Annotated in this window: 13 protein-coding genes and 1 tRNA gene; 13 read left to right on the top strand and 1 reads right to left on the bottom strand. The window is 29.8% G+C overall.

Translation table 11 applies throughout. The features are described 5' to 3' along the window. Positions 1–107 precede the first annotated feature (107 nt). The 13 genes from ACP7AQ_RS09940 (at position 108) to ACP7AQ_RS10000 (ending at position 14222) form a co-directional block, all read left to right on the top strand. Positions 108–181: transfer RNA gene (locus ACP7AQ_RS09940), tRNA-Met, on the top strand. 52 nt (positions 182–233) lie between these two features. After that, positions 234–1583 carry a tyrosine-type recombinase/integrase gene (locus ACP7AQ_RS09945; protein ID WP_426095357.1) on the top strand — a complete coding sequence of 450 codons (1350 nt, stop codon included), beginning with the start codon at positions 234–236 and terminating at the stop codon, positions 1581–1583. Between the two features lie 177 nt (positions 1584–1760). Continuing rightward, entirely contained in the window at positions 1761–5360 is a 3600-nt protein-coding gene (locus ACP7AQ_RS09950) for a DUF7149 domain-containing protein (RefSeq protein WP_426095358.1), read from the top strand. Between the two features lie 14 nt (positions 5361–5374). Further along, positions 5375–6535: a leucine-rich repeat domain-containing protein gene (locus ACP7AQ_RS09955; RefSeq protein ID WP_426095359.1), complete on the top strand. Its 1161-nt coding sequence runs from the start codon at positions 5375–5377 to the stop codon at positions 6533–6535. A 286-nt stretch (positions 6536–6821) separates the two neighbouring features. Then, positions 6822–8846, top strand: coding sequence for a hypothetical protein (locus tag ACP7AQ_RS09960; protein WP_426095360.1), 2025 nt, complete (start codon positions 6822–6824; stop codon positions 8844–8846). Between the two features lie 208 nt (positions 8847–9054). Beyond that, entirely contained in the window at positions 9055–9381 is a 327-nt protein-coding gene (locus tag ACP7AQ_RS09965; RefSeq protein ID WP_426095361.1) for a hypothetical protein, read from the top strand. A gap of 8 nt (positions 9382–9389) precedes the next feature. Then, the gene (locus ACP7AQ_RS09970) at positions 9390–9947 is read left to right on the top strand and encodes a hypothetical protein (RefSeq protein WP_426095362.1); all 558 of its coding nucleotides are present in this window, start codon (positions 9390–9392) and stop codon (positions 9945–9947) included. Between the two features lie 176 nt (positions 9948–10123). Further along, positions 10124–10870, top strand: coding sequence for a hypothetical protein (locus ACP7AQ_RS09975; RefSeq protein WP_426095363.1), 747 nt, complete (start codon positions 10124–10126; stop codon positions 10868–10870). A 150-nt stretch (positions 10871–11020) separates the two neighbouring features. Next, positions 11021–11317 carry a helix-turn-helix domain-containing protein gene (locus ACP7AQ_RS09980; RefSeq protein WP_426095364.1) on the top strand — a complete coding sequence of 99 codons (297 nt, stop codon included), beginning with the start codon at positions 11021–11023 and terminating at the stop codon, positions 11315–11317. Positions 11318–11319: 2 nt separating this feature from the next. Continuing rightward, a complete protein-coding gene (locus tag ACP7AQ_RS09985) occupies positions 11320–11808 on the top strand; it encodes a hypothetical protein (protein ID WP_426095365.1) in 489 nt (162 codons plus the stop codon). 87 nt (positions 11809–11895) lie between these two features. Next, positions 11896–12957, top strand: coding sequence for an AAA family ATPase (locus ACP7AQ_RS09990; RefSeq protein WP_426095366.1), 1062 nt, complete (start codon positions 11896–11898; stop codon positions 12955–12957). Continuing rightward, positions 12957–13157 (top strand): hypothetical protein, encoded by a 201-nt coding sequence (locus ACP7AQ_RS09995; RefSeq protein WP_426095367.1) that lies wholly within the window; start codon positions 12957–12959, stop codon positions 13155–13157. The genes ACP7AQ_RS09990 and ACP7AQ_RS09995 overlap by 1 nt, the downstream gene beginning before the upstream one ends. A 66-nt stretch (positions 13158–13223) precedes the next feature. Continuing rightward, complete coding sequence (locus ACP7AQ_RS10000; RefSeq protein ID WP_426095368.1) at positions 13224–14222, top strand: DUF6371 domain-containing protein; 999 nt, start codon at positions 13224–13226, stop codon at positions 14220–14222. Positions 14223–14247: 25 nt separating this feature from the next. On the opposite strand, the gene ACP7AQ_RS10005 is transcribed toward ACP7AQ_RS10000, so the two are convergent. Further along, complete coding sequence (locus tag ACP7AQ_RS10005) at positions 14248–14928, bottom strand: endonuclease/exonuclease/phosphatase family protein (protein ID WP_426095369.1); 681 nt, start codon at positions 14926–14928, stop codon at positions 14248–14250. Positions 14929–14942 lie beyond the last annotated feature (14 nt).

The raw sequence follows: 14942 nt of genomic DNA on the forward strand, positions 1-14942 counted from the left end.
AAAAGTGTTTTGAAAAATATTTTTTTTTATTAAAAATATGCTTGCAAGCTCTAATATTATTTTTATATTTGCACCCGCATTCAGGGCTGGCTTACCACCCTAATAATGGCGAGATAGCTCAGTTGGTTAGAGCGCAGGATTCATAACCCTGAGGTCCCGAGTTCAAATCTCGGTCTCGCTACAGACTCAAAGTCAAGGAAATCACGGATTAGTGTCAACTAATCCGTTTTTTTATGTCTAAACTTTTGTTACTTTTACTGGCAGTACACGATACAGTACACGATTTGCCAATGAAAACCAACTATTCTGAACCTAAAATCTTTACTGGAAAAGTCGATGTTTCCAAATGGAACAAGCTTTCAAAACAAGAACAAAACGAGGCTATTTCGAAAGAATGGTACGTGTATTTTTCATTTAGAAATCCCCAAACAGGAAAGTTGGAACGTCAAACTAATGTAAAATTAGAAGCCAACAGAATAAAAACTGCAAAAGAAAGGTCTGAGTATTTGAAAACGGTTCAGCAGAATTTATCCATTCTTTTGAAAAAAGGCTACAACCCGTATCAAGACAACACTAAATTGAACAACAAATATTTCAACAAAGTTGATATAGTCCACAAAAGCGAAACCTTAAATCCAAAGAAGGAAATTGCTCAAGTAAGCACATCAATTATAGTTGAAAAAGAGAAAACCATTGGAGAAGCTTTTGAATTCGGTTTAAAAAACAAGATTAATGTTTTAGGAAAAGCTTCTTATAGCAATTATCAGGGAAGAATAAAACGATTTTTAGCTTGGCTGGACAATAATGAAATCAAATCTAGTAGTGGGATTTCAACATTGAATAAAAAGATACTGAATGAGTATTTGAATTTTATCTTGGAGACTTCAAGAGCAACCAATCGGAATAACACTAGAGCCGATTTAAGTTCATTGATACAAGTTTTAGTTGACAATGAATTAATGAGTACTAATTTTGTAAAAAGTATTAGCATACTTAAAGCTACACCTGAGAGAAACAAAACTTATTCGGTAAAACAAGAAAGCGATATTCTAAACTATTTAAAAGTAAACGATCCTATTGTACTTCTTTATACGCAATTTATAATTTATAATTTATTAAGACCAATTGAAGTAAACAGGCTTAAAATTGATGATCTGGATCTTGAAGGGAAAAAATTATTTGTGAAAGCAAAAAATAAAGCCGTTAAAGTTAAAATCATTCCACAAAAAATTATTGATTTATTGCCCGATTTTTCACAGATGAATAAAAATCATTATCTATTCACACCTACAATAATTGGAGGAGAATGGGAAGCTGAAGAAAATAATCGAAGAGATTATTTTTCAAAAAGATTTAAAGTTGTTAAAGATCATTTTGGTTTAAATGATGATTACGGACTGTATAGTTTCAGACACACATCCATAACTAATTTGTACAAAGAATTCATCAAAACATTAACTCCTAATGAAACTAAAAGCAAATTAATGGAAATCACTGGGCATCAAACGATGCAAGCCCTGGAAAAATACCTGCGGGATATTGATGCAGCATTGCCAGAGGATTACTCCCATTTATTGAAATAAGAAACCTTTTCAGAAGCCATTCTTTTATTTCCAAAATGAGGAAAGCCGTAAAGAACTATCTTAACAGATAACTACATTTGAAAACAATAACAAATAGTCAGATAAATAGTATGGCGCTAATTGTAGTTGTCCTTTTTAAATAGTAAGTTTGATAACTAAGAATTCTGAAATATACTCATGAATACAATACTTCTAGAACCTCGTAAAGCACTCAACAAAGCTTTTCTCAAAATCAAACCAAACCGTACTCATATTGAGAGTTTTAAAACGAATTTGATACAAATTTTAGATTCAATCAATGAAAAGGAAAGCGAAGAGTTTCATAAAAATTTAGTGATTGATTTCCTGAAAAAAACCTATTACGATCCCAGCTATTCTGTGAATACAAAAGGACGTAATGATTTAGTGATTCACAACGGGAAAGATGCCAAAACAAATGTTGGAGTAATCATTGAAGCCAAAAGTCCAGTCAACAAAACAGAGATGATTACTGTTACAAACTTGAATGGAAAAGCCTTACAAGAGCTAGTTTTGTATTACATGCGGGAACGCATCACCCATAAAAACACCGAGTTAAAACATTTAGTTGTCACTAATATTCACGAATGGTTTGTTTTTGATGCACAACTCTTCAACAAATTATTTGCAGAAAACAAAGCTTTCACAAAACAATTTGTTGATTTTGAAGAGGGGCGATTATCTGGTAAAACAACGGATTATTTTTACAAAGAAATCGCAAAGCCTTTTATTGAAAACGTACAAAACACGATAGAATTTGCTCATTTTGACATTCGTAAATATGATAAACCGTTGCGAAATGTAGACAAGGAAGATGATAAACTCCTAGTGGCTCTTTTTAAATTACTTTCTCCGGAGCATTTATTGAAGTTATCTTTTGCGAATGACAGCAATTCGCTGGACAAGAATTTTTATAGTGAATTACTTCATATCATTGGTTTAACCGAAGTAAAAGAAGGAGGTAAAAAACTAATTGAACGCCACAAACAAGGAAAAAGAAATTCTGGTTCCCTGCTTGAAAATGCTATTGAGCAACTAGATAGTTTAGATAAAATATCCAGATTACAAAACCCAAAACAATACGGAGAGACTAATGAAGAACGGCTTTTTACGGTCGCGCTAGAACTGACTATTTCTTGGGTGAATCGTATATTGTTTTTGAAATTATTAGAAGCGCAATTGATTACCTACCACAAAGGAGACAAAAGCTATTCTTTTTTGAATTCCCATTTAATAAAAGACTATGACAACCTTAATAGCTTATTCTTTCAGGTTTTGGCAAAAAAACCAGAAGACCGAAACGAAAGAGTATTCAATGATTTTGCAAAAGTACCCTATTTAAATAGTTCTCTGTTTGAACCAACAGATTTAGAGCATGAAACCTTGTTTATTTCACAACTGGAAGATAATAACACTTTGCCGCTGCTCCCTGCAACTGTCATTAAAGACAATTTAGGTAAGAAAAATACAGGTACTAAAAAAGCTTTGGATTATTTCTTTTCGTTCCTTGATGCTTATGACTTTGCTAGTGAAGGAAGTGAGGACATACAGGAAGATAACAAAACCCTGATTAATGCGTCAGTCTTAGGATTGATTTTTGAAAAAATCAACGGCTACAAAGACGGTTCGTTCTTTACACCTAGTTTCATTACAATGTACATGTGTAAAGAAACGATTCGTAGAGCCGTGGTACAAAAGTTCAATGAAACCAAAAATTGGGATTGCAACGATTTTGATTCCCTTTATGATAAAATTGAAGACAGAAAAGAAGCTAACGAAATTATAAACAGCCTAAAAATATGTGATCCTGCAGTGGGGTCCGGACACTTCTTAGTTTCAGCTTTAAATGAAATTATTGCTATTAAAAATGATTTACGGGTTTTGCAAGACCATAATGGAAACCGACTCAAAGAATACCATTTTGAAGTAGTCAATGATGAATTGATCGTTACTGACGAAGATGCCATTCCTTTCTCCTACAATCCTAAGAATAAAGAAAGCCAACGCATACAGGAAACTTTGTTTCAGGAAAAGCAATCCATTATAGAAAACTGTTTGTTTGGTGTAGATATTAACCCAAACTCAGTAAAAATTTGCCGTTTGCGTTTGTGGATTGAATTATTAAAAAATGCCTATTATAAAACCAACTCTAATGAACTGGAGACATTACCCAACATTGATATTAATATAAAATGTGGAAACTCTCTAATTTCTCGTTTTGAATTAAATGCTGATTTGAAAAAAGCCTTGAAGCAAAGCAAATGGAATATTGATAGTTACAAACTGGCTGTTGCTACGTACCGCAATGCCGAAAGCAAGGAACAAAAAAGGGAAATGGAGCGCTTAATAGGCGACATAAAAAGCAATTTCAGGAGTGAAATAGGCACAAACGACCCGAAGAAACTGAAACTCGAAAAGTTAAAAGGCGAACTTTTTAATTACACCCAACAAGTAGGACTTTTTGAAAGAAGCAAAAAAGAGCAAACCGAGTGGAACAAAAAAGTAAACGTTCTTGGCACTGATATTAACACGCTGGACGCGGAAATCGAGGAAATCAAATCGAACAAGATTTACGAGAATGCCTTTGAATGGCGTTTTGAATTTCCTGATGTATTGAATGACGAGGGTGATTTTGTGGGATTCGATGTTGTGATTGGAAATCCGCCGTATATCGGACTTGAAGAATTTGATGATGCCACAAAACAAACATTCAGGACAAAATATAACTTAGTTGAACGTAAATATGAAACTTCTGTTTTGTTTATAATACAAGGTTTGAGATTAGTTAAAAAAAATAGTTTACTATGCTACATAGCACCACTAACTTGGCAAACAGGTGAAAACTATTCAAAACTCAGAGAAAAACTTTTCTCTGACTGGGGATTAAGAAAAATTATAAATTTACCATTTAACATCTTTGCCGATGCTTATGTGGATACATGTATTTATTTAATGTCTAATTCTCCAAGCCCAAATTATGATATATATTCATATAAGAAATCAGAGAATCATGATGAACTAAAAAATATCGCATTTAATAACATTGAAACATCATTGGTACTTGCACCAAAATTCAAAATTATTTTAAATCCTGATGTTTTTAAAATTATAAAAAGACTCGACCTCAACAATTTTGAATTTTTAGATAATATCAGTATTTCAACACAAGGACTATCTCCAAGTGCTTTTCCTGTATCTATTGAAGATGATGAAAAATATAATTTTCCATTTTTAAAGGAAGGAAATGCATATAATTATTGTTTCAATATTTTAGAAACATATCCAACTAGTTTGAGAGGAATGGATTCTCTTTTGCCTTTTTACGAAAAAAAAGAAAAAATATTAATTCGACGAATCATCAATAGACAAGATAGATTAACTGTTGGATTTACAGAAAAAAAGATAGTATTCAAAAAAGACATCAACCCTTTTATTGTAACTGATAAAGATTTTTCAACTAAGTATGTTTTATCAATATTAGCAAGTAAGTTTATTTCTTATTTATATATTAATATTTCTGCAATAGCATTAAAGGATGATTTTAGGCAAACTACATTAACCGAACTTCGAGAACTTTTAATACCAAAAATATCAATTGTTAAACAAAGTGAATTTATAGAATTGGCAGATCGAATTCTTTTACTAAAATCCCAAGACCCAAAAGCCGAAACCCAAGACCTAGAACAAGAAATAGATGCTATGGTTTATGAGTTATATGGCTTGAGCGAGGAAGAAATTAAAATTATAGAAAACAGTTAAAATTTAAAAAAATTATGAAAATTAGAACATTATTTATCAATTGCTTATCCATTTTAAGTTTGGTTTTTTCGGGATGCTCCAATTCTGACAGCGATTCTGCCATCATTAGCACTGATAAAAATTGTAATCAAATTGTAAACATTCCAGATGCCAATTTTAAGGCAAAACTATTAGCGGCAACAGCGTCATTAAATAATGTTGTTGCATCAAATTTAGAAGGTTTTGTGTGTAAAATTGATGCCAATGACGATGGAATTATCCAAGTTTGTGAAGCCGAAAATATTAGCGAACTCACAGTAGATAATACCAATATCTCTTCATTGGAAGGTTTGCTTTCTTTTCGCAATCTTAAAAGCCTCTCTTGTAGATACAATAAAATCATAACTTTAGACGTATCGAGTTTGAAGCAATTACATTCTATATATATTAGCAGTAACTCGCTTACGAATTTGAATGTAAAAGGTTTAAGCAACTTAAAATTACTTTGGTGCGATCAAAATCAATTGACGACACTCGATTTGAGTGCTTCCACATTATTAGAAGCCTTGCGGTTTGACAATAACAAAATCATTACTTTGAACATCAGTAATTCAAAAAACATCACTGAACTGAGAGGTTCGAATAATTTATTGACAAGCCTAAATGTAAGTCATTTAAAGAATTTAAATCAATTGTATATCTCCGACAATTTATTGACTTCTCTAGATGTTAAAGATCTTGCCAATTTAACTTCTTTACAATGTTCCAATAATAAAATGACTTCATTGAATGCTTCCAATTGTGTAAAATTAATGGATATAACATGTAGCCAAAACGAATTAACTACAATAAATTTAAGCAATTGCAGCACTCTTAATTATTTAAGATGTACTACTAATAAATTAACCACAATCAATTTGAATGGTTTAACAGAATTAACAAATTTAGACATATCAAACAATCTCTTAACCACCTTGGATATTCGGTATTGCCCTATCCTAAGCTATTTAAGCATCTATAATATGAGCCAATTAGAAAATCTAGTCTTAAAAAACGGTAGCAAATTGACCAATTATTTTTTCGCAAATAACCCAAAACTGAGCTCGATTTGTTGCGATGCCTCTGAAGTAACTGAGGTTCAAAATCAAGTGGCAATTTATGGTTATAATTGTGTTGTGAATACTACTTGTTTCTAGGTAATGGTTTACGAGTTGTGTGGTTTGAGGGAGGAAGAGATAAAGATTGTGGAAGGAAGCTAATAAATTATTAAAAAACACATTATAAAGTTTAAGTATCTTTATTAGTTACTTATCTTGTTTTAAATCAGTTTTTTAAATTTTAATAATGATCTTGCTAATATCAATTTTGATAAGAATTGCAACCAAATGCTAAATACGCTTGATCTAAATTTTAAAGGCAAATTATTATCAGGTTTATTTAAAAAAGAAATACAATAAAAAATAATTATTTAAAAAGTATAAAATGGATTTGAATCAATTGTATTCATTAAGAAGAGATTTTACGGTTATTGGAGTTACTGGAAGGACTGGTTCTGGGTGTTCTATTGTATCAAATATTTTAGAGAGTAGCATAGATGCATTAAAAAATGAAATTAGAGATGTTGATCAGATTGAAGATAAAATTTTTCAAAGAAAATATTCAATTTGTAAAAACTATATTGAACACAAAAATAATTGGATTCCATTTGAAGTAATTAAATATAAAGATGTTTTACTATTTTATATAATTAATAGATATGGAGGCGATTTAAACAAAATGAAAGAGTTACTTTCAAAATATTATTTAGAAAAAAAAGGAGATAACAATAAAATTGAAGTTAAAAATATTTTAAATAAAATAATTAATCTCAATAAAACTGAAGAATATAGATTACTAGTTGAAGAAATTAAAGAATTTAAAGATTTTAAAAAGTCATTTCATGAAATTGAGCTGGAAAAATTAAATAGATTATTTTTCGAACCGTCATTTAAAAATTATGCTAATGAAATGTTCAAAGTATTAGAAGAAAATGGATATTATAAAAGAACACTTTTATTGCATAGAATTTCTTGTAACATTCGAAGTACAGGAGATCCAATTGGTGATGATGATAGTGATATTAAAAACATTTATTCAATTGCATTCTTATTAAATAAATTAATTAAAGCTAGAAAGAATTACAATAAAGAAATAAGACCAACTAGGATTGTTATTGACTCCTTAAGAAATTCATTAGAAATAATGTTTTTTAAAGAACGGTATTCTGCGTTTTATATGATTGCAACTAAAGATATTTTAAATAATGCTGAAATAAGAGTCAATGAACGACTCGAACAAAAAATTCCTAATGAAATTGAAAGAGAAATTTTAGTAAAAAAACTTTTCGAACTTGATGAAATTGAATATAAAACTACTGATTTTTCAAAAGGAAAATTTTCATCACCCGATGTAGAAAATTGCATTCAAAAAAGTGACTATCATATTTTTAATTTAAAAAAGAAGCAGCTTGATTTATACAAAATTACTATTAATGATAATCTAAATGGCTTTTTGACAAGAGAGGAACAAGTAATGAAATTTATTTCTCTGATTTCACAGCCTGGTTTAATTACTCCAAGTTCTTCTGAAAGAAATATGCAAATGGCTAATACTGCCAAATTAAATTCTGGATGTATTTCAAGAAAAGTTGGTGCTGTTATTACTGATGAAAAATTTTATGTAAAATCAACTGGGTGGAATGACGTTGCAAAAGGTCATACACCTTGCAATTTGAGAGAAGTAAATGATTTTATAAAAAGCAAAAATAACATTGAAGATTTTAATAATAATCCTCATTATAGTGAGTTTGAAAAAGGTAACGTTTCAAAATTATCTGATTTTAAATATAAAAATGAAGTTCCGGGAAATTTTAAAGAGGCGTTGATAGATTATTTTGATAAAGATTATATAAAAAATGTTGAACATTTAAACGGTAAAAATTGTTCCTTTTGTTTTAAAACTGTCCATAATCATTATGAGGGTGAAGCAAATCAAGTTCATACTAGATCTCTTCATGCAGAAGAAAATGCAATGCTACAAATCACAAAACTTGGGGGACAGGGAGTTGAGAATGGTATTTTATTTACAACAGCAAGTCCATGTGAATTGTGTTCAAAAAAAGCATATCAGCTTGGAATTAAGAAAATATATTATATTGATCCATATCCTGGTATATCTTATGATCAAATTTTGAATGGAGGTAAAACAGAAAGCAGACCTAAAATGATTCCTTTCTCTGGAGCTATTGGAAATGCCTATCATAAATTTTACGAACCATTTATGTCATATAAAGATGAAATTTCTTTAACATTAGATTTAAAACCTAAAAACAAATTGGGAATACAATTTAAAAATATTTTAAAGAAAATAAATTCACCTGAAATAGAAGAATATATAAATGATAAAAATGGGAATATCTCAGATGATGATGTAAAAAGATTAATTATTGAAGGTCTTAAAAAAATTTAAATATAATTGTAAAAAAAATCTTTAAAGCCCCTATTAACTATACCAGATGCAAAAACACTCAATAAACCAACATTAAATAGAAACCCTTTTAACGTGGGTAAAATCAGGAGAAATTGCCATTGAAAATGGAAGACTACAAAGAACTCTTAATTCAGCGTAGGAAACTAATCGCAGAAAAAATTAAAAACTATTATTTTACACTTTAAGAATGGCACAATTTTACACTGGAGAAGCACTTGCTGACAAATTATATGATATTATATGGAATGCGAAAAAGGAATTATTAATCCTTTCGCCCTTTATTCATTTAGATGATTATTGTAAAGAGGTGTTTAAAAACTATAAACACGACCCCGATCTAGAAGTAGTCCTTGTTTTTGGAAAAAATGAAAGGGAAGCTGGTAAAAGTTTAAATAAAAACGATTTAGATTTCTTTAAAGAGTTCAAAAATATTACCATTATCTACTGCAAAGATTTACATGCTAAGTTTTATTCAAATGAAAAAGAAGGGCTACTTACCTCCCTGAACTATTAGATAAATGCATGATCAAAAACATTGAATATGGTATACATTTTAATAATTCCTTAAATCCAATTGACAAACTATATTCAGAAACTGTGGGATATACAAACGATGTCATTTTGTCTAATCCTTGTGTTTATGTGAAAAGGCCCAATTTCAAAAAGGAACTATTTGGATTAAAAAAAACATATTTATCATCAGAAGTATTATGGGATGTCACAGATGAACTATATCAAAACAGAAAATTTTCAGAAAAACTATATGATGATTTTAAAGGCGAAATAAATATCTCAAAACAGATAAAACCAAATCGTGAAGAATTTCAGAATAATGCCACTGAATACAAAAAAGAATTTAGTAGACCCACAGTGTTTGATAATTCCAATTCCTACCAAAAAGAACATGGTTATTGTATAAGAACTGGAGTAAAAATTCCTTTTGATGTTAAACGACCATTTTCGCTAGATGCCTACCATTCTTGGGCTAATTTTGAAAACTGGAATTATAGAGAAAATTATTGTCATAAAACCGGTGAAAACTCAAATGGAAGAACTTCAATGGCAAAACCGGTACTTTAATAAAACTAAGTAGTATAAACTCCCTTAATAAGTAATAAAAAAAACTAATGTAATAAATTATGAACTTAGAACCCATTTATGATGAAATGAAATGGAACATAATAAAACGATTCATTTTTTATATGCCAAATAATAAATACTCAAAAATGCTATTTGACAATGAAACACTTTCTGAAATGGATCAAAAAATATTCTACATCAATAGTGATAAAAAAGTAAATGAATACCCAAATATAAATCCTTTAGATTTTTATGACAAAGAAAAATTGCTTCAAAACAACTTTTTTAAGCTACTTGAATTAAAAAGTCAGATGGATAAGGATGCTTTTATATTATTCTATAGGACCTATCTAAACAAATTAGAAGGATTTATAAATATTGCTGACCTAGTAAGAAATTATATTCAGCGAGACATTGCAGATTGTAATAAAACTGTTTGGACTTACGTCAATTTTAACTTCGGGATTTTAACCGATCATAGAGAATCGATTATGGGTATTGTTCCAAGTAAAGAAGAGGTTAAATCAAAAAGTGAAAATTTTGATTTAAGTATTTTGGAAGGGTTGCCTATTGAAATTAAAAATGATTTTAAATTGGAGAGCATAAAAAATGTAAATATCCCTTTTATTACCTTTATAAGGCACGAAAACAAGATTGCAATAGAAAGAATAATAAAAGTCCACTATTCTGATTTAAGAGGTGTTTCGCTGAGATATTTGATTGAGTTCTTAAAAGAGGAAGGAGTGCTTTTTTTGAACCATGGGGACGCAATGAAGTTATATAAATCTATAAAAATACTTTTTGGTGAGAAAAACATTGGAGCGTACACAAGTATTTTTGATAATAAAGTTTTTTCAATCACCGATCAAAAATATTTAAACAGTAAATCATCATTCATAAAAACATTTAAAGATATTTTGTAAAACATGATTTTTTCCGTTCTCTGTCTGAACCAGTCTGAAACTCCCTGAATACAGGGAGTTTCAGACTGGTTTTTTTGTTTAAGCATTTGTTTATTAGAAATATTTGTAAATAAAATTTAATACAAATTAATTAAACTAATAAACAAAAAAATGAACACACAGCAATTTTTACAATCATTCAAAGCCCTCCAATCAGAGGTTAAAGAACTCAAAACTCTTCAACAAAGAGTACTTCTTTTCTTAGAAAATCATAGCGGTAGCAAAGCAGAAATTCCTTTATTAATAGAGGAAAGGGTTTCAGTAAAGGAAACTTGCCAAATTTTACGTTGCTCCGAAGTCACGCTTTGGAAATTGAGAAAGGACGGTACCCTACCCTACACTCGACACAAAAGAACCATTCGATTCAAGAAAATTGACATTCTTAATTATCTAAACCAAAAACGATAATTATGAAATCCGATATTTTAAACGTGCGTATTCCTGAAAAATTGAGGAATACACTAATCGATGACTCAGATCAAAAAGGTATATCGTTATCTGACAATGTCAGAGACATTTTATCGACATATAGTGTGGAACTCCAAAGTGAAGAAGTTGATAATCAAACCTTATTCGATAACAACTTTCCAAATTCAAACGAATTTATCTATCTAATCTCTTGGATATATGAAAAAAGTAGAGATCCTATTAACTGGGGATTAAAAAATGATTTGGAGGATCTAAAAAAAATTGTACTAGAGGTCATTAAGAATGATCGCTTTCCAAATGATCTAAAGCGAGAATTCGAAAAAGTACTTCTGGATATCCTAAGATTAATAAGTGAATTTGGTACCGGAAACAATCAGTTTCGATTTTGTGAATTGTATTCAAACGATGCTTTTGACTATGTAATCTTAAGGGACTATATCAATAACAGAGTGTTTGAAAATAGAATCTAATTGCAATAGACTTTGTATTACAGATTGTATGACAAAGTGTATTACGTTTTGTCATACAATCTGTAATACAATAAAAAAACAACCAAAATGAACACAAAAATCATAGATATATCAAATCATACAGCAGTATTGAAGTCAGAACTTGAAGCCGATTTAAAAATTAATTCTAAAAATATAAAGGTAAACAATACTTCTGCTAGCAATTGCTTCAACATAAAACCAATGAATGACTGGATCGATGATGCAAAAAATCGTCCAATACCTGAAATGCTCTTCAGTGAGTTTTGGTATGAAAACGAAATCTGTATTTTATTTGCTGACACCAACTTAGGAAAATCAATTTTGGCCCTTCAATTGTCTAATGCATTAAGTAAAGGAATTAGTATTGAAGGTTTCAAAATGGAGATACAAGCTCAAAAAGTATTGTATTTTGATTTTGAGCTATCAGATAAACAAGTAGAAAACAGATATTCTAATCAATTTTCTGAACATTATGTGTTCAGCCCAAATTTATTGCGAGTTGAAATAAATCCTGAACAAGAAATTCCTGCGGGGTTTAAAGATTTTGATGCGTTTCTATGTCATTCCTTAGAACTAGCTGCAATAGAAAATGATACCAAAATTATTGTTATAGACAATTTAACGTATTTAAAAACAGAAACCGAAAAAGCGAAAGATGCTTTGCCTTTAATGAAATTTTTAAATAGTATAAAGAAAAAATACAATTTATCAATATTAGTCTTAGCACATACTCCAAAACGTGATGCCTCCAAACCTTTAACTAAAAATGACTTATCTGGAAGCAAGATGCTAATGAACTTTTGCGACAGCTGCTTTGCTATAGGCGAAAGCGCACAAGAAACAGGATTGCGCTATATCAAGCAAATTAAACAACGAAATACAGAAATGATATACGACACCAACAATGTTATTGTGTGCAAAATTGAAAAAGAGACCAACTTCTTAAAATTTGTTTTTATGGGTTATGAGAATGAATTAGACCATTTAAAACCCCGAAATAATGAGGATCGATTAAATGAAATTTTAGAACTGATAAAACAAGGTCTTCCTAACACACAGATTGCTGAAAAACTGGGAATCAGTGAAGGAACTGTTCGAAATATTTTAAAAAAAATAGAAAATAATTAATGACCGCAAATCTAGCATATCAAATAATAATGGCGCTCCCTGAAAACGAGCGTGAATTGCTATTTGATATGATAGATCCCCACATGAAAAAATTTGACTTAGAAGAATTGCTTTCAGATGAGCTCCCAAAAAAAATTTCAGAAAAAGAAATGATGTTACGATTGATTGAAACTTGTTTTAGTAAAGTTAAAAACTCGTAACACTCGTAATGTTCGCAACCTCTACGAAAATTACGAGTGTTACGAATTAAAAAATAAAATAAAAAAATGTATAAATATTCTCTTGATAAATCCAGTAAAAAATTTATTTGCCCAAATTGTAGTAAAAAAAAATATGTGAAATATGTCGACAATGAAAGTAATGCGTATTTAGAAGATGGATCCGGTCGATGTGACAATGATAGCAGCTGTAAGCATCATCAATACCCTAATAAAAATTGTGTGATTTCAGAATTTATAAAACCAATAATCACAAGACAAGCCTCTACTTTACAATCTGATTTATTGGTTTTATGCAGCAGGAATTTTAATGAAAATAATTTGATTCAATTTTTGAAAATTTATTTTTCAGAAGAAGCAGTTCAGTCGGTTATTCTGAAATACAGACTAGGAACATCAAAGCATTGGCTTGGTTCAACAATTTTTTGGCAAATCGATCCTCAAAATAAAATAATGACAGGAAAAGTGATGCTTTTTAATATTAAAACAGGCAAAAGAGTAAAAACACCTTTCAACCATATTCACTGGGTTCATAAACTTTTAAAATTAGAGGATTATGTTTTACAACAATGCTTATTTGGGCTGCATTTAATCAATGAATCACCAAAAAAGGGAATTGCCATAGTAGAGTCAGAAAAGACGGCTTTGATTATGAGCTTATTCTTGCCAGATTATATTTGGATGGCAACAGGCAGCAAAAGTAATTTTAAAAAAGAAATGCTTTTACCTTTAAAAAACCACCCTATTTTGGCTTATCCAGATAAATCAGAATATGATGATTGGAACAAAATAGCATTAGAACTACAAAAAGAAGGTTTTAAAATTAGAAGCAGTCGTTATATTGAGGATAAAGATGTTTCAGTTGGAACAGATTTAGCTGATATTTATCTTGAAAGCAGAACGAACAATTCTATTAAAGTTCAAAAACAACTCACTAAAACAGAAATTGAAGTTAATAGATTAGCGAAAATTAATCCTGCAATTATTAACCTTATTAAAACTTTTGATTTATTGGATAATGAACATAATGAGATGAACATTGATTGATAAGATGTTAATCAAATCTTTTTGATTATTTATTTATAGTCATACATATACCAAAATGATCACTTAACTTCTTATCTACATTAAACATTTCCACTTTAATACCTCTATTTCCAATAAACTTTTTTGACATTAAAATATGATCAATATTGTCCTTTAAATTTCCTGTTGACCTATCCATATCAAATTCTTCAATTAAGGTATTTAGTTTATCACGGTACTTTCTACTTGGATATATCCAACCCGAAAGCGAAATGTTTAAATCGCCTACAATACAAACATTTTTATTGCCGAAAATTTTATTAAAATCTGATTGTTGTTTACTAAAATCTTTAACGAAGCGGTCTTTATCTCCACTATAACCGAAAATTCCAATTATAGTTCCATAGACAATTAACTCCCCAAAATCAGTCTCAATTTCTATCGCTAAACATGTAAATTCATCTATGGTTTGGATTATGCTTTTTATTGGGTACTTTGAGTAAATACTAACCCTGTTTTCTCCTTCTCTATAAAAATTGACCTTGTCTTGATTCCTTGTCAAAGGAGTTGTATGATATTCAAAATAATCCTCCCCCAAATCAATTAACGTTGAATTAGTTTCAGTCAAAACAATAAGATCAGCATCATAACTTTTTATCAATTGAATAATAGGCTTTAATTTTGATAAAATCAGTAATCTTTCGATATTGAAATTTATTATTTTCATATGGAGTTGTTTTT

It is taken from the genome of Flavobacterium sp. DSR2-3-3, assembly GCF_049896585.1.
GTDB lineage: Bacteria > Bacteroidota > Bacteroidia > Flavobacteriales > Flavobacteriaceae > Flavobacterium.

Bases quoted from the DNA above. Each gene is read 5' to 3' on its own strand.
- ACP7AQ_RS09945 (WP_426095357.1), top strand. From the start codon at position 234: ATGTCTAAACTTTTGTTACTTTTACTGGCAGTACACGATACAGTACAC.
- ACP7AQ_RS09950 (WP_426095358.1), top strand. From the start codon at position 1,761: ATGAATACAATACTTCTAGAACCTCGTAAAGCACTCAACAAAGCTTTT.
- ACP7AQ_RS09955 (WP_426095359.1), top strand. From the start codon at position 5,375: ATGAAAATTAGAACATTATTTATCAATTGCTTATCCATTTTAAGTTTG.
- ACP7AQ_RS09960 (WP_426095360.1), top strand. From the start codon at position 6,822: ATGGATTTGAATCAATTGTATTCATTAAGAAGAGATTTTACGGTTATT.
- ACP7AQ_RS09965 (WP_426095361.1), top strand. From the start codon at position 9,055: ATGGCACAATTTTACACTGGAGAAGCACTTGCTGACAAATTATATGAT.
- ACP7AQ_RS09970 (WP_426095362.1), top strand. From the start codon at position 9,390: ATGATCAAAAACATTGAATATGGTATACATTTTAATAATTCCTTAAAT.
- ACP7AQ_RS09975 (WP_426095363.1), top strand. From the start codon at position 10,124: ATGGATCAAAAAATATTCTACATCAATAGTGATAAAAAAGTAAATGAA.
- ACP7AQ_RS09980 (WP_426095364.1), top strand. From the start codon at position 11,021: ATGAACACACAGCAATTTTTACAATCATTCAAAGCCCTCCAATCAGAG.
- ACP7AQ_RS09985 (WP_426095365.1), top strand. From the start codon at position 11,320: ATGAAATCCGATATTTTAAACGTGCGTATTCCTGAAAAATTGAGGAAT.
- ACP7AQ_RS09990 (WP_426095366.1), top strand. From the start codon at position 11,896: ATGAACACAAAAATCATAGATATATCAAATCATACAGCAGTATTGAAG.
- ACP7AQ_RS09995 (WP_426095367.1), top strand. From the start codon at position 12,957: ATGACCGCAAATCTAGCATATCAAATAATAATGGCGCTCCCTGAAAAC.
- ACP7AQ_RS10000 (WP_426095368.1), top strand. From the start codon at position 13,224: ATGTATAAATATTCTCTTGATAAATCCAGTAAAAAATTTATTTGCCCA.
- ACP7AQ_RS10005 (WP_426095369.1), bottom strand. From the start codon at position 14,928: ATGAAAATAATAAATTTCAATATCGAAAGATTACTGATTTTATCAAAA.